The 21,257-nt window shown below is 72.3% G+C and carries 18 protein-coding genes; 8 read left to right on the plus strand and 10 right to left on the minus strand.

The window, feature by feature from the left end; genetic code table 11:
- Positions 1 to 43 precede the first annotated feature (43 nt).
- The 6 genes from OHB01_RS20560 (at position 44) to OHB01_RS20585 (ending at position 6,993) form a co-directional block, all read left to right on the plus strand.
- The gene (locus tag OHB01_RS20560; protein WP_328855820.1) at positions 44 to 1,648 is read left to right on the plus strand and encodes a CoA transferase; all 1,605 of its coding nucleotides are present in this window, start codon (positions 44 to 46) and stop codon (positions 1,646 to 1,648) included.
- Between the two features lie 816 nt (positions 1,649 to 2,464).
- Positions 2,465 to 3,340: a 30S ribosomal protein S2 gene (gene rpsB, locus OHB01_RS20565; protein ID WP_328855821.1), complete on the plus strand. Its 876-nt coding sequence runs from the start codon at positions 2,465 to 2,467 to the stop codon at positions 3,338 to 3,340.
- A gap of 194 nt (positions 3,341 to 3,534) precedes the next feature.
- The gene (gene tsf / locus OHB01_RS20570; protein WP_142623556.1) at positions 3,535 to 4,368 is read left to right on the plus strand and encodes a translation elongation factor Ts; all 834 of its coding nucleotides are present in this window, start codon (positions 3,535 to 3,537) and stop codon (positions 4,366 to 4,368) included.
- 52 nt (positions 4,369 to 4,420) lie between these two features.
- Positions 4,421 to 5,191: a UMP kinase gene (gene pyrH, locus OHB01_RS20575; protein WP_030511713.1), complete on the plus strand. Its 771-nt coding sequence runs from the start codon at positions 4,421 to 4,423 to the stop codon at positions 5,189 to 5,191.
- A gap of 9 nt (positions 5,192 to 5,200) precedes the next feature.
- Complete coding sequence (gene frr / locus OHB01_RS20580) at positions 5,201 to 5,758, plus strand: ribosome recycling factor (protein ID WP_142650473.1); 558 nt, start codon at positions 5,201 to 5,203, stop codon at positions 5,756 to 5,758.
- A 107-nt stretch (positions 5,759 to 5,865) separates the two neighbouring features.
- Entirely contained in the window at positions 5,866 to 6,993 is a 1,128-nt protein-coding gene (locus OHB01_RS20585; RefSeq protein ID WP_222709629.1) for a phosphatidate cytidylyltransferase, read from the plus strand.
- Between the two features lie 439 nt (positions 6,994 to 7,432).
- On the opposite strand, the gene OHB01_RS20590 is transcribed toward OHB01_RS20585, so the two are convergent.
- Positions 7,433 to 8,467 carry a suppressor of fused domain protein gene (locus OHB01_RS20590; RefSeq protein WP_147944356.1) on the minus strand — a complete coding sequence of 345 codons (1,035 nt, stop codon included), beginning with the start codon at positions 8,465 to 8,467 and terminating at the stop codon, positions 7,433 to 7,435.
- A 104-nt stretch (positions 8,468 to 8,571) separates the two neighbouring features.
- Between OHB01_RS20590 and rlmN the strand changes: the two genes are divergently transcribed.
- Complete coding sequence (rlmN, locus tag OHB01_RS20595; RefSeq protein ID WP_328855822.1) at positions 8,572 to 9,684, plus strand: 23S rRNA (adenine(2503)-C(2))-methyltransferase RlmN; 1,113 nt, start codon at positions 8,572 to 8,574, stop codon at positions 9,682 to 9,684.
- 126 nt (positions 9,685 to 9,810) lie between these two features.
- Here the strand turns inward: rlmN and OHB01_RS20600 are convergent, their stop codons facing one another.
- Together OHB01_RS20600 and OHB01_RS20605 are read right to left on the minus strand one after the other, a co-directional pair.
- Positions 9,811 to 10,482, minus strand: coding sequence for a hypothetical protein (locus tag OHB01_RS20600; RefSeq protein ID WP_328710756.1), 672 nt, complete (start codon positions 10,480 to 10,482; stop codon positions 9,811 to 9,813).
- On the minus strand, positions 10,479 to 11,234 hold the full coding sequence (locus tag OHB01_RS20605; RefSeq protein ID WP_328710755.1) for an ABC transporter ATP-binding protein: 756 nt from the start codon (positions 11,232 to 11,234) through the stop codon (positions 10,479 to 10,481). The genes OHB01_RS20600 and OHB01_RS20605 overlap by 4 nt, the downstream gene beginning before the upstream one ends.
- Before the next feature lie 90 nt (positions 11,235 to 11,324).
- Between OHB01_RS20605 and OHB01_RS20610 the strand changes: the two genes are divergently transcribed.
- Positions 11,325 to 12,362, plus strand: coding sequence for a DivIVA domain-containing protein (locus tag OHB01_RS20610; protein ID WP_328855823.1), 1,038 nt, complete (start codon positions 11,325 to 11,327; stop codon positions 12,360 to 12,362).
- A gap of 25 nt (positions 12,363 to 12,387) precedes the next feature.
- Here OHB01_RS20610 and OHB01_RS20615 read toward each other — a convergent pair whose 3' ends face one another.
- From OHB01_RS20615 to OHB01_RS20645, 7 genes are all read right to left on the minus strand, one after another.
- On the minus strand, positions 12,388 to 13,932 hold the full coding sequence (locus tag OHB01_RS20615) for an FGGY-family carbohydrate kinase (RefSeq protein WP_142650478.1): 1,545 nt from the start codon (positions 13,930 to 13,932) through the stop codon (positions 12,388 to 12,390).
- A complete protein-coding gene (locus OHB01_RS20620; RefSeq protein ID WP_328710753.1) occupies positions 13,929 to 15,605 on the minus strand; it encodes a glycerol-3-phosphate dehydrogenase/oxidase in 1,677 nt (558 codons plus the stop codon). The genes OHB01_RS20615 and OHB01_RS20620 overlap by 4 nt, the downstream gene beginning before the upstream one ends.
- Before the next feature lie 64 nt (positions 15,606 to 15,669).
- Entirely contained in the window at positions 15,670 to 16,557 is an 888-nt protein-coding gene (lsrF, locus tag OHB01_RS20625) for a 3-hydroxy-5-phosphonooxypentane-2,4-dione thiolase (RefSeq protein ID WP_142650480.1), read from the minus strand.
- Positions 16,550 to 17,575 (minus strand): ABC transporter permease, encoded by a 1,026-nt coding sequence (locus OHB01_RS20630; RefSeq protein WP_142650481.1) that lies wholly within the window; start codon positions 17,573 to 17,575, stop codon positions 16,550 to 16,552. The genes lsrF and OHB01_RS20630 overlap by 8 nt, the downstream gene beginning before the upstream one ends.
- Positions 17,572 to 18,531 carry an ABC transporter permease gene (locus tag OHB01_RS20635; RefSeq protein ID WP_142650482.1) on the minus strand — a complete coding sequence of 320 codons (960 nt, stop codon included), beginning with the start codon at positions 18,529 to 18,531 and terminating at the stop codon, positions 17,572 to 17,574. The genes OHB01_RS20630 and OHB01_RS20635 overlap by 4 nt, the downstream gene beginning before the upstream one ends.
- Positions 18,531 to 20,042, minus strand: a complete 1,512-nt coding sequence (locus tag OHB01_RS20640) for a sugar ABC transporter ATP-binding protein (RefSeq protein WP_142650483.1) — start codon at positions 20,040 to 20,042, stop codon at positions 18,531 to 18,533. Before OHB01_RS20640 ends, OHB01_RS20635 begins: the two co-directional genes overlap by 1 nt.
- A gap of 48 nt (positions 20,043 to 20,090) precedes the next feature.
- A complete protein-coding gene (locus OHB01_RS20645) occupies positions 20,091 to 21,212 on the minus strand; it encodes an ABC transporter substrate-binding protein (RefSeq protein WP_142650484.1) in 1,122 nt (373 codons plus the stop codon).
- Positions 21,213 to 21,257 lie beyond the last annotated feature (45 nt).

Below are 21,257 nucleotides of genomic sequence, written 5' to 3' on the forward strand. Positions count from 1 at the left end.
CTGCACGGCATCGCAGTGAGGCATCGGCAGTGAGGAGTCGGCAGTGACCGCGAAGCTGATCGGGGCGCTGATCGGGGAGCTGGGGACGGACGTCGGGGTCGCCCTGCCGGAGGTCCGAGTCGTCGGTGAGGACCCCGTCCTGCCGTCCGTCTTCCCCATCGGCACGATGGCCGCGGCCTCGGCCGGGGCCCTGGCCGCCGCCGTCGCGGCGTACGCCGGCCACATGGGGGAGAGCGTCGGGGGAAGACCCGGAGGCCGGGAACCGGCTCGCGACGCGTACGGCGATCCGGACGTGACGATCGATGTGCGGCACGCTGCCGTGGCCTTCCAGAGCGAGAGGCATTTCCGCACAGACGGGAAGGCCATGGATACCTGGGCCGCCTTGTCGGGGGACTACCGCACCTCGGGCGGGTGGGTCCGGCTCCACTGCAACTTCGACCATCACCGTGACGCCGCCCTGCGCGCGCTCGGGCTGCCGCCCGGCTCGGGCAAGGAGGATGTCGCCAGGGCGTGTGCCGCTCGTACGGCGGTGGAGATCGAAGACGCGGTCACTCGCGAGGGCGGTTGCGCGGCGGCGATGCGGAGCAGGGCCCAATGGCTCGCGCACCCTCAGGCGGGGGCGCTGGCCGAACTTCCCCTTGTCGGCCTCTCCCGGTTGTCGGGCCGGGACGGGCAGGCCGATGCGGATTCTGGCCGGGACGGCGAGGCGGATGGGGATGCCGGCTGGGCCGGTCAGGCGGATTGGGACTCCGGCTGGGCCGGTCAGGCGAGCGAGGCCGTCGGCGGCGAGACCGGCAGAGGGGCCGGCCGCGCGCAGGCCCGCCATATGCGCGGCGACCTCGGCACCAGCGCCCCGACGGGGATGAAACGGCCGCTCGGCGGCGTGCGGGTGCTCGATCTGACCCGGGTGATCGCGGGGCCGGTGGCCGCGCGAGCGCTGGCGGCGTACGGCGCTGACGTGCTGCGGGTGGGCGCCGCGCACCTGCCGGAGGTGCCGGGACTCGTGGTGGAGACGGCGTTCGGCAAACGGTCGTGCCACATCGACCTGCGTTCGGAGGCGGACAGGCTGAAAGAGTTGGTCCGCCAGGCCGATGTGGTCATTCAGGCATACCGGCCCGGTGCCCTGCGGGCCAGGGGGTTCGGGCCGGACGATCTCGCCGCCCTGCGGCCCGGCATCGTCTGCGTCGACATCTCCGCGTACGGCTCGCGCGGGCCATGGGCATCGAGGAGGGGGTTCGACAGCCTCGTCCAGATGGCATGCGGGATCGCCCACGAGAACGGCGACGGTCTGCGACCGAGCCCGCTCCCCGCGCAGGCTCTCGATCACGGCACCGGCTACCTGGCCGCGTTCGGCGCGGTCGCGGCGCTGCTCCGGCGGGCGGCCGAGGGCGGCTCCTGGCACGTCGAGGTGTCGTTGGCGAGAACCGCCGCGTGGCTCGACGATCTCGGCAGAATCGACGGGGCCGGGATCGACGGGGCGGGGGTGCGGCAGCCCGTGGTGGATGATCTGCTGGCGACGATGGACAGCCCCTTCGGCACGCTCACCTATGTCACCCCGCCCGGTGCCATCAACGGGACGCGGCCGCACTGGACGAGCCCGCCGCCCCGCCAGGGGGAGCACCCGGCGGCGTGGGCCCCGTCCTCCTGACGCACCCGGCGGCGTGGGCCCCGTTGTCCTGATGCACGGGGTGGCGTGGGCCCCGTTGTCCTGATGCACGGGGTGGCGTGGGCCCCGTTGTCCTGATGCACGGGGTGGCGTGGGCCCCGTCGTGCTGACGGCAGTGGGTGGCATGGGCCCCGTCCTCCTGACGGCCGACCCCGCCCCCTCACCCGCAGCACCATCACTCGCACCCGCGCCCCGCGGACTGTCACCCGCCGGCCCCCGTTCTCCCACGACAACCTCGCAGGCACCACAACAGCCGGGGCTCGGCAGGCGTCGGGTCGGGCGGCGCGGTGACCGCGTGTGGCGCCGTGCGCTTCTGGGAGGCCCACGGGCACCACGGCGCGGCTGGATGGGGGTGCTGTGCGTGTTCCAGGATGCCCCGCAGGGCAGGGCAGGGCGTGGGGGGTGAGGCGAGGCAGTCGCGCGCTGGTTCGGGAAGGCGGCGGTGGCCGGTGGGGCCCAAGGTGAGTTGACGCACGCCGATCCGGCAAGGGGCAACTGGTGGTGTGACGCGTGTGATCCGGCAAGGGTCGACTGGTGGTGTGACGCGTGTGATCCGGCAAGGGTCGACTGGTGGTGTGACGCGTGCCGATCCGGCAAGGGTCAACTGATGGGACGGATCCGGGTAGACTGTTCGACGGCCTGCTAGGCGGGCCGAATTCGCACGCCCACTCACGAGCCGCCTTCTCGGTCCGGACCGCGTCCGGTGAAAGCGGCCCGGGGCGTCAGGGCGCGGGCAAGACGCCCGCGTGACCAACCGAGACCGTGCCCAAGGGCACACGACCATGGAGGACCATCACCATGGCCCCTGTCGTCACCATGCGGCAGCTGCTGGAGAGCGGCGTCCACTTCGGCCACCAGACCCGCCGGTGGAACCCGAAGATGAAGCGCTTCATCTTCACCGAGCGCAACGGCATCTACATCATCGACCTGCAGAAGTCGCTGTCGTTCATCGACCGTGCCTACGACTTCGTGAAGGAGACCGTCGCGCACGGCGGCACCATCATGTTCATCGGCACGAAGAAGCAGGCGCAGGAGTCGATCGTCGAGCAGGCGTCGCGCGTCGGCATGCCGTACGTGAACCAGCGCTGGCTGGGCGGCATGCTCACCAACTTCTCCACCGTGCACAAGAGGCTCCAGCGCCTGAAGGAGCTCGAGGAGCTCGACTTCGACAACGTGGCCGGCTCCGGGCTCACCAAGAAGGAGCTCCTGATGCGCCGCCGCGAGAAGGAGAAGCTGGAGCGCACCCTCGGCGGTATCCGTGACATGGCCCGCGTCCCGAGCGCGGTCTGGGTCGTGGACACCAAGAAGGAGCACATCGCGATCAACGAGGCCAAGAAGCTCGGCATCCCGGTCGTCGCGATCCTCGACACCAACTGCGACCCGGACGAGGTCGACTACCCGATCCCGGGCAACGACGACGCCATCCGCGCCGTCAGCCTCCTCACGCGCGTGATCGCCGACGCGGTCGCCGACGGTCTCATGACCCGTGCGGGCGCCGGCCGCGGTGACGAGAAGCCCGCGGGCGTCGCCGCCGCCGAGCCGCTGGCCGAGTGGGAGCGCGAGCTCCTCGAGGGCGGCGAGGCCGCTCCGGCCGCCGAGGCTCCGGCCGCCGAGACCGCCGAGGCTCCGGCCGCCGAGCAGCCCGCGCAGGGCGAGCAGGGCGAGCAGGCCTGACGTACGACCACGGATTCCCGCCGGGCGCTGGCGCCTCTGGCAGGCCGCGACGGCGGGAATCTGCCAGGCAGCGACCTGGTTTCGGTGCGGTAGGGCGACGCCCGCCGCGCTGAGGGCTTCACCGGGTGGGCGCTCGGCACGGGTGCCCACCCCCCAGACGATTCGCATCCGGGTCCCGAAGAGGAAATTGGACAATGGCTTCCGTAAACATGGCCGACGTCAAGCGGCTTCGCGAGCTGACCGCCGCCGGCATGATGGACTGCAAGAAGGCGCTCGAGGAGTCTGAGGGCGACTTCGACAAGGCCGTCGACATCCTGCGCCTGAAGGGTGCCAAGGACGTCGGCAAGCGCGAGGCCCGCACCGCGTCGAACGGCCTGGTCGCCGTCAAGCACGAGGGCGACTCCCTCGCGGCGCTGCTTGAGCTCAACTGTGAGACCGACTTCGTCGCCAAGAACGAGCGTTTCCAGGAGCTCGCCGCCGACATCGTCGCGCACATCGTCGCGACCAAGCCCGCCGACGTGCCGACCCTGCTCGAGTCCGAGCTGAACGGCAAGACCGTCAAGGAGCTGCTCGACGAGGCCAACGCGGCGCTCGGCGAGAAGATCGAGATCCGCCGGTTCGCGGTGCTGGAGGGTGGCTTCATCACCTCCTACATGCACAAGACCGACCCGCAGCTTCCGCCGGCCGTGGGCGTGCTCGTGCAGCTCGACACGCCGAACGCCGAGGTCGCCAAGGACATCGCCCAGCACACCGCCGCGATGGCGCCGAAGTACCTCAGCCCCGCCGAGGTGCCCGCCGAGGTCATCGAGAAGGAGCGGTCGCTGTTCGAGCAGATGACCCGCGAGGAGGGCAAGCCCGAGGGCGCCATCCCGAAGATCGTCGAGGGCCGGGTCAACGGCTGGTACAAGGACTTCACCCTGCTGGAGCAGGCGTTCGTGAAGGACAACAAGAAGACGATCGCGAAGGTCGCGGACGAGGCCGGCGTCAAGGTCCTGGCCTTCACCCGCTACAAGGTCGGCCAGGCTTAGGCTTACTGCCAGGAGCTTTTCGACCCGCGCTACATACGAGGAGGCCGCCGCCGTGCAGGAGAACACCAGACCCGCCACGCCGGCGGCTTCGTCGTACGACGGGCCGCTGCGCTGGAAGCGGGTGATGCTGAAGCTGTCGGGCGAGGCGTTCGCGGGCGGCGAGTCCCTCGGGATCGACCCCCGTGTCGTCGCCCAGCTGGCCGACTCGGTCGCAGAGGCGGTCCGTGAGGGCGTCCAGGTGGCGGTCGTCGTCGGCGGCGGCAACATGTTCCGCGGCGCGGCCCTGTCGCAGGGCGGCATGGACCGCGCCCGTGCCGACTACATGGGCATGCTCGGGACCGTCATCAACTGTCTCGCCCTGCAGGACTTCCTGGAGAAGCGCGGCATCGACACCCGTGTGCAGACCGCGATCACGATGCAGCAGGTGGCCGAGCCGTTCCTGCCGCGCCGCGCGATCCGCCACCTGGAGAAGGGCCGCGTGGTCATCTTCGGCGCGGGGCTCGGCTCGCCGTTCTTCTCGACCGACACCTGTGCGGCGCAGCGCGCACTGGAGATCGGTGCCGAGGCGCTGCTCAAGGGCACCCAGGTCGACGGCGTGTACGACTCGGACCCGCGCAAGAACCCCGACGCGGTCCGGTTCGACCAGCTTGATTACGGTGAGGTGCTGACGCGGGGCCTCGGGGTGATGGACGCCACCGCGATCAGCCTGTGCATGGACAACGGCCTGCCCATCGTGGTCTTCGATCTCATGGGCGAGGGCAACATCCTCCGGGCGGTCCGTGGTGAGAAGATCGGCACGCTGGTGAGTCCGGCAGGGAAGTAGGGAGCCGCAGTGATCGACGAAACCCTCCTCGAGGCCGAGGAGAAGATGGACAAGGCGGTGACGGTCGCCAAGGACGACTTCGCGAGCATCCGCACCGGCCGTGTGACGCCCTCGATGTTCAACAAGATCAGTGTTGACTACTACGGATCGCAGACGCCGATCCAGCAGCTTGCGTCGTTCCACGTCCCCGAGGCGCGCATGGTGCTCGTGCAGCCGTACGACAAGGGCTCGCTGAACGCGGTCGAGAGGGCCATCCGCGACAGTGACCTCGGCGTCAACCCGAGCAACGACGGCACCGTGATCCGCGTGGTGTTCCCCGAGCTGTCGGAGGAGCGCCGCAAGGAGTACATCAAGGTCGCCCGCAACAAGGCCGAGCACGGCCGGGTGTCCATCCGGAACATCCGCCGGCACGCCAAGGAGATCCTCGACAAGCTCGTCAAGGACGGCGAGGCCGGCGAGGACGAGGTCCATCGTGCGGTCAAGGAGCTCGACGACCTCACCCAGAAGCACGTCGCGAAGATCGACGAGCTGCTGAAGCACAAGGAAGCCGAGCTGCTCGAGGTCTGACGTCGCGGCCCGGAAAGCGGGCCGTACGGCACGACCGTGATCCTTGTGCCGCATCCGCGACAAGTGGGGTGGCACAAGGATCACGCGCATATAGAGAGTGGGACGCTGTGGACGGAACCGCTGCCGCCGGCGACCGGAATCCGGCGGGGAGCCCGGCAGGGAACCCGGTCGGGGGCCCGGCGGGCACTTCCGCTGCCGGACACGGCGCCGAGGCGGGTGGTCGCAGCGGCGCCGATCAGGCGTCCGCGCCGAACGGCCTCGGCCGTGGCGGTGCGGGCCGTGACGCCGGTCAGGGCGGCAGGACCGAACCCGGCACCGGTTCCGCCGCCGATTCCGCTGCCGGGGCAGGCCGGGCCGCCACGTCGAACGGCCTCGCGGACCCACCGGGCACCGGCGCGTCCGGCGATCCCGCCAAGAAGCCCTCGGGCCGTACGGGCCGCAACCTCCCGGCGGCGGTGGGGGTCGGCGTCGCGCTCGGCGCGGCGGTCATCGCCTCGCTCTACACCGTGAAGGCCGCCTTCCTCGTCGTCGTCCTGCTGGCCGTCGGCGTCGGCATCCACGAGCTCGTCAAGGCGTTCGGGGAGTTCGGCATCCGGGTGCCGCTGCCGCCCCTGCTGGCCGGCATGGCGGCCATGGTGGTCGGGCCGTTCTGGGGCGGCACGTCGTTCCTGGTCGGCGCGTTCGGCGTGACCGTGATGGTGCTGCTGGCCTGGCGCATGTTCCAGGGCGCGGAAGGCTTCGTCAGGGACGCGACCGCCGCGGTGTTCGTCGCGGTCTACCCGGCGCTTCTCGCGGGGTTCGTGCCGTTGCTGCTGGCCCCCGAGGACGGGCCCGATCGCGTGATCGTCTTCATCGCGGTCACCGTGTGCAGCGACATCGGCGGATACTTCGCCGGGATCTTCTTCGGCAAGCACCGGATGTCGCCGCTCATCAGCCCGAAGAAGACCTGGGAGGGCTTCGCCGGGTCCACCCTCGCCTGCGTCGTGGGCGGTGCGTTACTGGTTCACTTCCTGCTGCAGGGTGAGTATTGGGAAGGCGCCGTCGTCGGCCTGGCGGGAGTCGTCTGCGCGACGCTCGGCGACCTGGTCGAGTCGGTGATCAAGCGGGACATCGGCATCAAGGACATGGGCACGCTGCTGCCCGGCCACGGCGGGGCGATGGACCGCCTCGACTCGCTGCTGTTCACGCTCGTCCCCGTGTGGCTGCTGCTCACGCTCCTGGTCCCGGTCGCCTGACAGCCCGGTCCGCTGGCAGCCGAGTCCGCGGACGCCCCGGTCGTCTGACCGCGCGACCTGCCGACAGCCCGGCCCATTGATCGCAGGGCCTGGTGACGGCCCTGCCCCCTGACGCTCCGGTCGCCCTGATGGCGCGACCTGCCGACAGCCCGGTCCGCTGGCAGCCGAGTCCGCGGACGCCCCGGTCGTCTGACCGCGCGACCTGCCGACAGCCCGGCCCGCTGACTGCTTGGCCTGGTGACGGCCGTGCCCCCTGACGCTCCGGTCGCCCTGATGGCGCGACCTGCCGACAATCCGGCCCGCTGACCGCTGGGCCCGGTGACGGCCGTGCCCCTGAACGTCTCGGACCGCTGATGCCCGGGTCCGCTGCCGGTCCGACCCGCTGCCGGTCCGACCCATTGGCGGCTCGATGCGTGCTCCGGCCCAGCGTGCGGACGCGTCAGATCCGGCTCGTCAGCGCCAGTCGCTCACTGATCACCCGATGGCCGTGATCGGCCACGAGGCGGAGCTCCGACTCGTTGAGCGGAAGCAGCCACAGCCACCGTACGGCGTCGCCGCCGAACATGAATCCCGACATGTCGGGTAGCCCGGGCGGGTCCATCAGCATGAGCACCCCCTGGTGCCCGCCGTCCAGCGGAAACGTGGCCGGATCCTGGAACCAGCGGGCCGTGTGCCCATGCCCCAGCCAGGTGACCGACCGCCACGGATACTGCCCCAGCCAGGCGAACAGCCGTGCGGCGGCCCTCGGATCCTGCCTGGTCGCCAGCGCGAGTTCCACCCGGCACGCCGTGTCGTACATCTCCGCGGCGGGCATCCGCTGGCAGCTCATGCCGACGGTGGACAGCACGGTGTAGTCCCGGGTGAACGTCGGCGGGCGCTCGCTGACGCCCACCAGCGGGAACCGGTCGCCGGAGACGTCCCAATAACGGCCGGGCGGCCCGAGCCTGCTGTCCAGGTGCCCGAGCACGAACTGCTGGTAGGTGGCCCAGCTGCCCTCCGCCTGCCGCCACTGCCAGTACGCGCGGGCCTTGGCCACGCGGGGAGACAGGCCCTCCAGCGCCTCGCCCAGCGGCCAGGCGAACGGCGACTCCCCGACGGCGTCCCGCGCGTACCCGGGCAGGCCGTGCTCCAGGTCGGCCCACGCCGGAATGACCGCCAGGAGCGCGTCGTTCTCGTACAGGGCGACGCCGTCGCCCTCCTCGAACCACAGCACCGACAGCGACTCCGCGTCCAGGGGCGGGCGGCCCGAGGGGTGCGCGGTGTGCGCCTCGGGCATCACCGGCGGCAGCCCTGCCTCGGCGCGGCCCGCATCGGCCTCGGCGGGCGCCGGGACGTGGTTGGCCAGCCAGACCGCTCCGTGGACGATCCCCTTCGCGTCACGAAGGTAAGCTACGGAGGAGGTCCGGTCGGCTTCGATCGTCAGTGTGCGGCTCCCGTAGGGGTTGGTGCTGGTGAGCACGACAGTGGTGTCCACACCTCACCTCTCGTACGCCTCCGGGATTCGACCGCCAGACAGAATGTAAAGCCGCGTGCGCCGGTCGTTAAGACCACGGCCGCGGATGATGGAAAGGGTTTTGCGTGAGCGAGCAGCCGAAGACCGGGCAGCTGACCTTCGTGGCGCCCCGCAGGGCCAAGCCGCAGCGCCACCTCGCCGACCTGACCATGGCCGAGCGCCGGGCGGCCGTGGCGGAGCTGGGGGAGAAGCCGTTCCGCGCCGACCAGCTCTCCCGCCACTACTTCACCCGGCTGACCGGCTCTCCCGAGCAGATGACCGACCTGCCGGGCGCGCTGCGCGAGCGGCTGGTCGAGCAGCTCATGCCCCCACTGCTGACCTCCGTACGCGAGATCACCTGTGACGACGGCATGACGCGCAAGACGCTGTGGAAGCTGTTCGACGGCTCGCTGGTCGAGTCGGTCCTGATGCGTTATCCCGACCGCGTCACCATGTGCGTCTCCTCCCAGGCCGGATGCGGCATGAACTGCCCGTTCTGCGCGACGGGGCAGGCCGGGCTCACCCGCAACATGTCCACGGCCGAGATCGTCGAGCAGGTCGTCGCGGGCGCCCGGGCGCTGGCGCGCGGCGAGGTTCCGGGCGGTCCCGGCCGGGTGACCAACGTGGTCTTCATGGGCATGGGCGAGCCGATGGCCAACTACAAGGCCGTCATCGGCGCCGTACGCCGCCTGGTCGACCCCGCGCCGGAGGGCCTGGGCATCTCGGCGCGCGGGATCACGGTCTCGACGGTCGGCCTGGTGCCCGCGATCGGCAAGCTCGCCGACGAGGGCCTGCCGGTGACGCTCGCCGTCTCCCTGCACGCCCCGGACGACGAGCTCAGGGACACGCTCGTGCCGATCAACACCCGGTGGAAGGTCGCCGAGGTGCTCGACGCGGCCTGGAGCTACGCGGCCAAGACCAAGCGGCGCGTGTCCATCGAGTATGCCCTGATCAAGGACATCAACGACCAGGAGTGGCGGGCCGACCTGCTCGGCCGCCTGCTCAAGGGCAAGCTCGTGCACGTCAACCTGATCCCGCTCAACCCCACGCCCGGCTCGAAGTGGACCGCTTCGCGTCCCGAGGACGAGCGGGCGTTCGTACGCCTCCTGGAGTCCCACGGCGTCGCCGTCACCGTACGGGACACCCGGGGGCGGGAGATCGACGGGGCGTGCGGGCAGCTCGCCGCGGCGCCCCAATAAGGCGCGGCACCCGCGTCCCGATACCCGCGTCCCGATACCCGCGTCCCAAGACCGCGCTCCGACGATCGGTGCCTTGGTGTCCGGCACCCTGACGACCGGCACCTCGGCGACCGGCGTGGTGGTGCCTCAGGGGCGTGTGCGGCGCAGCCACGTGTAGGCCGCCAGGCCGATCGCGGGCCACAGCAGCGACTGTGCGGTGATCAGGGGCAGCCCGGACAGCAGCACCCCGTGATGGGCGTCCCGCATCCAGCCCATGACCGGCACGGTGAGCCAGCGGGCCCCGGCCATGCTGAGCACCAGCATCGACAGGTAGCCGAGGATCAGGGCGATCGTGGACACCGCCGGGGAGGGCAGGATCGGGCGGCTCGTCAGCGCTCCGAGTGTGAGGCCCGCCGCCGCGGACAGCAGATGCAGCCACACGCCCACCAGCAGCACGGTGAGGGTGGGGGAGCCGACGAGGCGGAGGAGCAGCGCGGCCTCGCCGATCGCCGCCAGGACGAGCAGCGACGCGTACGCCGCCAGAAGGCCGCCGGCCAGTTCCTTCGCGCCCAGGGCCGAGATGGCGACGCTGCGCTGCTCGTCGGGCTCGGTGTCGAGCAGGCCGCGCGCGGCCCAGGCGAGCACCGGCACGAGCATGGCCGCCGAGTCCGCGGTGGCCGCGATCTCCTGCCCGGCGGGAATGGGGCTCGCGTAGAGGATCGCGAGCAGTGCCAGCAGCGCGATCAGCGGTTGCAACGCCCGGTGTGAGGCGACGTAGCCGGCCAGGCGGAACCTCGCCAGCGCCATCACGGCGGTCATCCGGCGACCTCCCGGGTGGCGCGGGCCGTGATGTTCACCGTGCAGCCCTCGGCACGCAGACGGTCGGCCAGGTCCTGCGCCTTCGACGCGGCCACCGCCACCTCCAGCACGGTCAGGGCCGGCTCCCCGGCGCCCTCGATCGGATCGATCGGATCGAGCTCCCGTAGGGCCCGGTCGCGGACCTCGCAGCGGCGCAGGCCGGGGAAGGAACGCAGATCGCCCTGGTGGTCGCTCATCACGACGATGCCGCCGCGCGCGCTGATCTCCCCGATGATCCGGGGGAGCTCGGCCCGGGTGGCGGCGTCGAGACCGGCGAAGGGCTCGTCGAGCACGAGCAGCCCCGGCTCGGCGAGCAGCGCCTGCGCGAGGCCCACCTTGTGGGCGCTGCCCTTGGACAGGTCGGGCAGACGCTGCCCGAGCAGATGGTCCATGCCCAGCCGCTCGCTCCACCGGCCGATCGACTCCGTGCCCACCCGCCGGACCGCCGCCATGTGCCGCAGGTAGGCGGCCACGGTGAACGGCTGGTCGGCGGGGAACCGCTCTGGGGCGTACCCGACGACCCGGGGGCGGTCCTCGACGCTTCCGCGCGTGGGCCGGAGCAGCCCGGCGACCAGCCGCAGGAGGGTGGACTTGCCGGTGCCGTTGGGCCCGGTGACCTCGACCACGTCGCCCGCGTCCAGGACCAGACCGGCGTCGGAGAGGATCCAGGGGGCGCGCCGTCCGTACCGGAAGGAGAGGCTGGCGATCCGCATAGTCATTTGAGCCTATCCGGATTGTTCCTCCCCGCGTGCGGACATCGGGCGATCTTTGGGTCTCGCCTTTTTGTTCGGAGTCCCGTCAGAATGGACGGGCTTGAGCAACGGGCAGGGAGGTGTGGTGTGAACCGCTTTCCCCGTGTCATGGCCGTGCGTTTGGGCTACGACCCCGCGCAAGTCGACGAATTCGTGCGCAGGATCGAGCGGACGCTCGGCCTCGGTCCGCTCGATGGGCCGCCCGTGACCGCCGACGAGATCAGGAATGCCAGGTTCGCCGTCAAGCGCGGGGGTTACAACGAGACGGCCGTGGACTTCGCGCTCGACGCGTTCATCGTGGCGGTCGAGGCCAGAGGAGACCGGGACACCGCTACACCCGCACCGAAGCCGCCCACCACTCCGGCCGTGCCACCGCCGACCGCCCCCGTATCAAAGCCGCCGCTCACCGCCCCGGCCGTGTCGCCACCGCCCACCACCGCTCCCACCGCGCCGCCGCCCGTGGCCTCGGGGGCCACCGGCTCCGGATCCGCTGCCCTGGGGGCCTCCGACGAAGAGTTCGCACCGGCCGTCCGGTGGCCCGCCGGACAGGCCGTTGCCGGAACGTCCCGGTCCGCCGCGTCCGCCCCCGCGTCCGCCGACGTGTCCCGGCCCACCGGGGCCTCCGGGCCCGTCGGGCAGGCCGCCGCCGGAACGTCCCGGTCCGCCGCCGTGTCCCGGCCCACTGCCGCCCCGGCCTCGGCGGCCCCGCTACGCCGTACGCCTGCCGAGGACCGCGCACGCCCGCAGACGCCCTCCGCGAAGGCCGCCGTGGGCGCCGGCCGTAAGGAGAGGACGGGCACGCTCCCGCCGGAGCCGGGCTCCCCGAGCTGGCTGGAGACGCAGGCGGCGCGGGTGGAGCGGGTGGCCTTCCGCCCCGGGCGGCTCGGCATGGGCTACCGGGAGGAGGAGGTCGACGACTTCCTCGACCGGATCGTGGCGACGCTGCGCGGGACGGCGGCCGAGCCGCTCACGGCGGAGCAGGTCAGGAAGGCGACGTTCGCGACCGTGGTGTTCCGGCCCGGCTACGCGGTCGGTGAGGTGGACGGCTTCCTCGCCGACATGGCGAACGTGCTGGAGCGCCGCCCCTGAGGCGACTCGCAAAGCTCGTGGCCTGTCAGCGGCCGGTGGGAGCCGGTTCGAACCCCGCCGTGCGATACCGCTCGACCTCCGACCATGCGGCGGACATCCCGGCCAGGCACCGGTCGAACACCTCCGCCTGCCGGACGTATGCCTCGCGGGCGGGACCGGGGCGGACGCACAGGTCGTCGGTGTCGCTGACCGACCACGGCACGTCGCTGTGCCCGAGCGCGGCGGGCAGCAGCGAGGCGACCCCGCGTGCGCCGAGTTCGCTGGTGAGCTGACGGCGGACGGGACGGCCGAGCACGTCGGCGAAGATCTGCGCCCAGACCTCCGACCGTGCGCCGCCCCCAGCCAGCCGCCAGGGACGGTCGCCCACGTCGGCCCCGCTGGCCAGGACGCGGTCGAGCTGCACCCGGTGATACTGCGCGACCCCCTCGATGACCGCACGGGTGAGATGCCCGCGACGGTGTACGGCGGAGATGCCGAGGAAGGTCCCTGAGGCCGCCGGGTGCTCGGGGGCGCCGTTGACGAACGGCAGGAACAGCAGCCCGTCCGCGCCCGGCGCCACCGTCGCCGTCTCGGCCAGCAGGTCCGCCGCCGGAACGCCGGTGGTCGCCCGGTGCGGCACCGACGCGGTGCTCAGCCAGTCGAGGTTGGCGGCCGACGTGGGGGCGACCTCCATGGCGAGCATCGTTCCCGAGTCGGGCATCAGCGCGCTGAGCGTGACCTCGGGCGCGGGGGTGGCGGCGGGGACGACGACCCCGTTGATGGCCCAGGTGCCCACGATGATCGTCACGTCGCCCGGCGCCCGGCCGCCCGCGCCCAGAGTGGCGGCCACGCAGTCCATGCAGCCCGCGATCACGGGCAGCCCCTCCGGCAGTCCGGTCAGCTCCGCGACCCGCGCGCTGAGTCCGGCCACGACCTGCCCGGACTCGCGCAGCGGCGGGAAGCGGTCGAGGTCGCCGGCCGGAAGCCCCACCAGTTCGAGCGCCGTCGGCGTGTATTCGCGGGTGTCCAGCGCCACCATGCCGAACGCGCTCGCGTCGCTGTAGTCGGCGCTCGGCACGCCGGTGAGCTGCGAGGTCACCCAGTCCTTGCATGACAGCGCCCACCGGGTCGCGGCGTACGCCTCGGGGTCGGCGTCGTGCATCCAGCGCAGGAGCACGGACGGCTGGGCCGCCCAGGGGATGGAGCCGGTCTCGGCGGCCAGGCGGCGGGCGGCCTGCGGCTCGATCGCGTCCACGATGTGCTGGGCCCGGCTGTCCGACGACGCGATGGCAGGTCCGACCGGCCGCAGCGACGCGTCGACCGGGTAGAGCCCGTTGCCGTGCGCGGCCACGCCGATGCCGGCCGGCGCGTACCCGTCGGCGGCGAGTTTGCCCGCGAGGTCGCCGAGCAGTGACACGACGGTGCCGGCCAGCCCGGTCATGTCCACGTCGTGCCGGTGGGCGGTCACGCTGGTGCGGGGAGTGCGGGCGTGCACCACCCCCACCTCGCGTCCCTCGGTGTCGAACGCGGCGGCCTTCGACGCGGTCAGGCCGACGTCGACCCCGACGTAACACGTGGCCAGGTTCGTCATGGTCTCCTCCCGTCGTTGTCCATGCCTGCGCCCGCGCCTCCACCCGCCGCGGCGGCCAGCGCCCGGGGACGGTGGCGCCGCAGTTCGTTCTCGTAGGCGGCCACCTCGGCGCGGGCTCGCCCCTCGTCCCAGCCGAGGTGGCGTACGGCGACGTCGGCGCAGGTCGCGGCGCTGGAAAGGCCCATGTCGCCGTTGAGCCCGACAAGGATACGTCGCAGCATGACGTCGGCCAGCGTGACCGCGCCCTCCTCGCATACGGCCATGACGACCTCGGCGGCCAGGGCGCCGGTCTCCTTGTCGACGACCTCGGCGAGCGAGGGGTCCTCTGCCGCCAGGTCGAGCACCCGGCGGGCGCGCACGCCGTAGAGCTGCAGCAGCCTGCGGGAGGACGCACCGTCCAGCGGCGACTCACGCAGGAAGTCGCGCACGAACTCCGGCCAGTCCGAGGTGTCCGCGCCGGGGAACGGCCGGGTCCGGGTGACGCACGGGCGCGGCCGCTTGCCGAGCACGCGCAGCACCTCGTCGGTCACGTCCTCCGCGAGCGCCCGGTGGGTCGTGAGCTTGCCGCCGATGACCGTTAGCAGGCCCCGGTAGGCGGGCGCGTGGTTGAGCACGGTGTGTCCACGGCTGATCTTGGCGTTGTCCGACACCCCGGCCGTGTACGGCAGGGGCCGGATCCCGGCGACGCTCCACAGCACGTCGGCGGGTGTGAGGTTCGCCTGCGGGAAGATCCGGTTGGTCTCGGCGAGCAGGTAGTCGATCTCGGCGTCGCCGGCCACCACCTCGTCCAGGTCGCCCTCGTAGGTGAGGTCGGTGCTGCCGAGCATGTAGCGGCCCTGCCAGGGGAAGACGAAGATGGGCCGGCCGTCGGCCGCCGCCTCGAAGAAGATGCAGGTGTCGGGGGCTCCGGGGAACGGGTCGAGGACGACGTGGCTGCCCTTGGTGCCGCCGTTCAGCCGCCGGCTCTCGATCTGCCCGTCGAGGATCCGGTCGATCCACGGCCCGGCGGCGTTGACGGTGACGGCGGCCCGGATCTCCCCGCGCTCCCCGGACCGCACGTCCTCGGTGTGAAGGCCGGCGACCCGGTCGCTCTCGACGATCAGTCCGGTGACGGAGGTGTAGGTGAGGACGCGCGCGCCCAGGCGGCGGGCGTCGAGGAGCAGTTCGACGCAGAGCCGCTCCGCCCACGGCACCTGCGCGTCGTGGAACAGCGCCGCCCCGCGCAGGCCCTCGCGCGACAGGGTGGGCCACCGGCGGGCCACCGTGCGGACCGGTACGCCGCGGCTGAGCCCGCGTCCCCGGCCCAGGGCCATCGTGTCGAACGCCAGCAGGCCGAGCCGGATCAGCGCTCCCGGCCGGGTGTTCCCCTCGTAGAAGGGGATCAGCATCGGGTAGTCGCGGATGAGGTGGGGCGCGGTGCGGAACAGCAGGTGCCGCTCCCGGATGGATTCGTGCACGAGCGTGAAGTCGTAGCGCTCGAGATACTTGAGGCCGCCGTGGATCAGCCGGCTGGAGGTGCTCGACGTGCCCGAGCCCACGTCGGCGCGGTCGACGACGACGACGCGCAGGCCGCGTGCGGCGGCGTCCCGGGCGATGGCGAGCCCGTTGATGCCGGCTCCGATGACGGCGAGATCGACGACGTCGGTCTCACCGAAGGGGACGTGTTGCGACATGGGTGGCTCCCGGAGGGTGACGGGCGCGGGTCCGCGGGCGGACCCGCGCCGGAGAAGGATCGGACTAGGCGGCGGAGCCGCGCGCCCTCTCCTTGTAGATCTCGTACGCCTCCTCGGGCTTGAGCCCGTCGTGCACGACCGCGCGGACCGCGGCGAGCATGCCGGCGGGGCTGTCGCTCTGGAAGATGTTGCGGCCCATGTCGACGCCGGCGGCGCCCTCCTGGATCGACCGGTAGGCCATCGTCAGGGCGTCGATCTCGGGCAGCTTCTTGCCCCCCGCGACGATGATCGGCACCGGGCAGCTCGCGGTGACGGTCTCGAAGCCCTCCTCGACGTAGTACGTCTTGACGATGTGGGCGCCCATCTCGGCGCTGATCCGGGTCGCGAGGCGGAAGTAGCGGGCGTCGCGGACCATGTCCTTGCCGACGGCGGTGACGCCGAGCACGGCGACGCCGTGCCGCTGACCGGCGTCCACGAGCGCGGCCAGGTTGGCGACCGACCGCGACTCGTGCTCGCCGCCGATGAACACCTGGATGGCGACGGCGGCGGCGTTGAGGCGCAGCGCGTCCTCCATGTCGAGCGCGATGTGCTCGTCGGACAGCTCGCGCAGGATGCTCGGGCCGCCGCTGGCGCGCAGCACGATCCCGGCGTCGGTGGTCGCGGGGATGCTGGTGCGCAGCGCGCCGCGGGTCATCATGATCGCGTCGGCGTCCGGGACGAGCGGGGCGATCCGGGTGTCGAGGCGCTCCAGCCCGGCCATCGGGCCCACGAAGTAGCCGTGGTCGAACGCCAGCATGACCGTGCGCCCGGTGTCCGGCCGGAAGATGCGCGACAGGCGGTTGCGCAGGCCCCAGTCCTGCCCGTGCGCGCCCTTGACGTGGAAGCCGCTCGCCGCGGGCCCGGCGGACGTCCCGAAGTCGCGGGCGTCGAGCAGGCCGTCGGTGTCAGCCATCAGTGTCGTCTCCTGTACTAGTGGTGGTGGCGGTCGCGGTGCGCGATCGCCGTCTGAACAGAGATGCCGTACGGTCGCCTCCACCGGCGAGGAAGAGGACGAAGAGCACCAGGCCGCCCTTGAGCAGGTTCTGCGCCGCGGTGCTCCAGCCGACGAGGTTGACCAGTCCGTCAAGCAGGATGAAGAAGACGGACGCGCCCCACACGCCCACCGGGACCGCGCGACCGCCGGAGATGAGCGTGCCGCCGATGACCACAACGGCCACGGAGTCGAGCAGGTAGCGGGTGCCGAGATCGGCCGAGGGCGCGATGTAGGCGGCGAGCAGCGCGCCGGTCAGCCCGGCCAGCGCCCCGCTGAGCAGGTAGGTCGCCCCGATGATCCGGGCGACCGGGATGCCGGCCCGCTCGGCCGCCCGGCGGCTCTGGCCCACCGCGATCAGCGACCGGCCGTAGACCGTGCGGCGCAGCAGCGCAACGACGAGCACGGTCAGCACCGCGATCGCGAGCGCGAGGAGCGGGATGCCGACAGGGCGCAGGTTGAGCGCCGAGCGCAGACCGGGGTCTGGCACGGCGGTGAAGCCGTTGGCCGTCGACAGCGTGATCGACGAGGCGACGAGCCCCGCGGCCAGCGTGGCGATGATCGGGGGGACGGACAGGCCAAGGATGGCCACGGCGCTGACCGCCGCGACGAGGACGCCGACGCCGATCCCCGAGAGGATCCCCACGGCCGCGGAGCCGGTCGCGGAGGCCGCCGCCACCGAGACGAACCCGGCGAGCGAGATGACCGACCCCACCGACACGTCGATGTTGCCGGGGCCCGCGCTGATGACCAGCATCTGCCCAAGCCCGACGATGACGAGGTACGGCGCGAGCGACAGGGCGAGGGAGACGGTCTGCCCGCCGCCCTGGCCCGAGATGGCCAGGATCACCAGCCACACGAGCGCGGCGGAGGCGAAGCCCCAAATCCAGGGGGCACCGTTCCAGGGGCCGCTCCACTGGCGGGTCACGCGGATGTTCATCGCAACACCTTCCCCACGACGACGCGGCCCGCGAGCACGGCCAGGACGATCACGCCTTGCACGGCGGACTGCATGTCGGATCGGACGTCGAGCAGGCTGAGAACCACGCTGACCAGCCCCAGCGTCACTCCGCCGATCGCGGCGCCCCACGGCACGGCGTTGCCGCCGGAGAAGGAGCCCCCGCCGAGGATCACCGCGGCCACGGTTGTGAGCGTGTAGCTGGAGGCCGACGACACGTCTCCGCCGCCGGTCTGGGAGGCCAGGACGAGGCCGGACAGCACGCCGAGCGCGCCCGCCGTCGCGTAGGCGACGACGCGGGACGTGAGCGGCCGCAGGCCGGCCCGCCGCAGCGCGACCGGGTTGCTGCCCAGACCGCGCATCCGCACGCCTGCGGCGCTGCGTGCGGTGAGCAGGTAGACCACCAGCGCGACGACCAGGATCGGCAGCAGCGGCGCCGGGAAGCCCGCGGGTTGCCATGCGCCGAACGACGCCAGCCACCCGGGGGTCATGCCGCCCGGCGTCGGCAGCAGGAACAGGCCGAGCCCGAGCCAGACGAACGAGGCGCCGAGGGTCGCGATCAGCGCCGGCACCTCGCGCAGGTGGATGAGCAGGCCGAGCACGGCGTACGCCGCGACCAGCCCGATCAGGACGAGCACGCCGAGGAGAGGGGACGACACCAGCAGGGTGGCGGAGACCACCGTGATCAGGCCGACGAAGTTGCCGATCCCGAGGTCGATGTCGCCGACGGCCATGAGCGTCATCTGCGCCTGCGTGGCGATCACCAGCGGGACGGTCGCGGACAGGACCAGCGTGAGGCCCTCCACGGTCAGCACACCCGGCTGGAGCGACGAGCAGACGCAGAGCATCGCGACCAGGGCGACGGCGCTGACCGCGGCCGGGGCCGAGCGGCGCATCCGCGCGCGGTCGGGCAGCGCCGGGGCGAGAAGCTGGGCCATCAGTCGTTTCCTCCGTCCTCGTTGAAGGAGACGGCGATGATGCGTTCCTCGGAGATCTCCTCGCCGGTCAGTTCGGCCACGATCCGGCCGGCACGGAAGACGTAAACCCGGTCGCAGTGGGCCATCTCGGCGTTCTCGCTGGAGTACCAGACGATGCTCCGGCCCTTCGCCGCCTCATCCCTGATGAGGCGGTACAGATCGGTCTTGGTGTGCACGTCCACGCCCCGGAACGGGTCGTCGAGCAGCACGAGCCCGGAGGCGGAGGCGAAGGCGCGGGCGACGATGACCTTCTGCTGGTTGCCGCCGCTCAGCTCGGTGATCCCGGCCTCCGCGCCGCCCCTGATGGCGAGGCGCTTCACCCAGTCACCGACCACCGCGCGCTCCTCGGCCGGGCGGCGCAGCCCCCGGCGGGCGATGCCGCGCAGCGCGGTCACGATCAGGTTGTCGCCCACGCTCCACAGGGGCAGGACGCCCGAGCGTTGCCGGTCGCCCGGCACGTACGCCCGCGTCACGTTCACCGTGGTGTCGCGCCGCACCGGTCGCCACAGGCGTTCGAGCACTTCCTGCTGGCCCTGGCCGGCCAGCCCGGCGAGGCCCACGACCTCGCCCTTGCCGACCCGCAGGGTGACCTCCCGCAGGCCGGGTCCGATGGCGCCGCGCAGCTCGGCCACCGTCTCCCGCGCCGCGGCCCCGGCGGCGGCCGTCCGTGTGCCGGTCGCCGAGGGAGCGGCGACGTGGGCGCCCATCAGCTCGAGGACGTCCGGCTCGCCGAGCCCGGCGGCCGGCCGTTCCGCGGTGACCGCACCGTCGCGCAGCACGGCCACCCGGTCGGCCACCGAGAGGACCTCGCGGATGCGGTGCGAGATGAGCAGCACGGCGGTGCCGGCCCCGGTCAGCCTGCGCACGTAGGCGTACAGCGACCGGGCGGCGTCCGGGCCGAGCGACTCGGTGGGTTCGTCGAGGATCAGCAGGTCGAGCCGGTCCACCAGGCAGGCCCGGGCGATCTCCACCATCTGGCGCCGGGCCAGCGACAGGTCCTCAACCCGGTCACGCGGGGAGACGCCGTGGCCGGGAAACATCTCGTCGAGGCGGCGGCGCACCGCGTCGCTCGCCGCCCGCCGCCACCGCAGGCGGGGCAGGCAGTGCCGCGAGGACACCCACATGTTCTCCGCCACGGTGAGGTCGGGGCACAGTGACGTCTCCTGGTAGGCCATCCGCACCGACCGGAAGTCCCCGGCGGAGGCCTTCCTCCCGTGCACGAGGACCGTGCCCGTGTCGCAGGCCTCCAGCCCGGCGAGCACGCGCATGAGCGTGCTCTTGCCCGCGCCGTTGTGACCGACCAGCCCGAGCACCTCGCCCGCGCGGACCTCCAGGTCCACGCCCGTCAGGGCCCGGGTGCGCCCGTACGCCTTGGTCACGCCCCTGGCAGTGACGACGGGCGGCCGGGCGGCCGGTCCGGTGCCCGTCTGCGGCGGCGCCGTGCCGCCGGCCGGGAGATTGTCGACGTGCATGCCCGGTCTCCTCCGTCTCCTCCGTGCCGTGGTCGTTGCGAAGCCGGGTCAGCTCGCGGCCGACGGGATCGGCGGCTGGATCGGCTTGCCGCCGGTCTTCACGGCCTCCACCTGCTGCCGGAACAGCTCCCGGGTCCACGGCCAGGCGGCGTACTCGTCGGGCTTGAGCACCGAGGCCCAGGCGTCGCGGTCCTTCTGCTCGATCAGGACGATCGGGAAGGTCATCTGCTTGGGCACGTCCTTGCCGTCGAGCAGGTCCAGGGCCTCCCAGAGCGCGGCGACCGACTGGCCGGGGTCGGACATGACCGCGACCGAGCCGTTGTCGATCTTGTTGTCCCGCCAGTAGCTCAGCGCGCGGCCGTTGGTCTCGAAGTCGACCGCGGGCACGGGCTTGCCCGCCGTGGCGAACGCCTGGGCCACGCCGTAGCCGTCGCCGCAGCCGATGACGCCGTCGACCTTCGGCACGCTGGACAGCACGCCGAGCACGGCCTTCTGCGCGGTGGCGCCGTCGCACATGCCGGTGACCGTCGCCACGGTCTTCACCCCGGGGTAGCCCGCGAGGATCTTCTTGGTCGTGTCGAGCATCTCGGCCTCGGGCTGGGAGCCGACCACGCCGCGGCTCACGATGACCGAGCCCTTGCCGCCGATGCCTTCGAGCAGCGGCTTGGCGGCGTACGTCGCCCAGTCCACGAAGCTGTTCTGCAGCACGTGGGCGCAGGGCGCGTCGATGGCGGAGTCGAAGACCACGACCTTGACGCCGGCCGTACAGGCCTGCTGGATCACCGGCTGCAGCGCGGTGGGCGAGGCGGGGTCGATGAGCAGCGCGTCGGGCTTCTGCAGCAGCAGGCTCTTGATCTGGGCGACCTGCTCGGTCGCCGAGTTCTCGCCCGGCGCGTTCACGACCTTGTACTTGCCGATCAGCCCGTCGGCCTTGGCCTGCTCGGCGGCGGCCTCGAACTTGGCGATCATCGTCTGCCGCCAGCCGTTGCCGATGAAGCCGTTGCTCAGTGCGATGAAGGGCTTGTCACCGCCGCCGCCCGCGGTCCCGCCAGCGGCGTCCGCGGTGGCGCTACCGGAGCCGGAGCCGCAGCCCGCGGCCAGTACGGCGAAAGCGGAGATCGCCGCGGCGGAGGCGGCGCGCCAGGACCGGCGTGTGGGACGCATGTGCATGGTGTCTCCAGACAGAGCGGGTTCGCGAGGGGGGAGAGTCGGCGT

Source organism: Microbispora hainanensis (assembly GCF_036186745.1).
In the GTDB taxonomy this organism is placed as follows: Bacteria; Actinomycetota; Actinomycetes; order Streptosporangiales; family Streptosporangiaceae; genus Microbispora.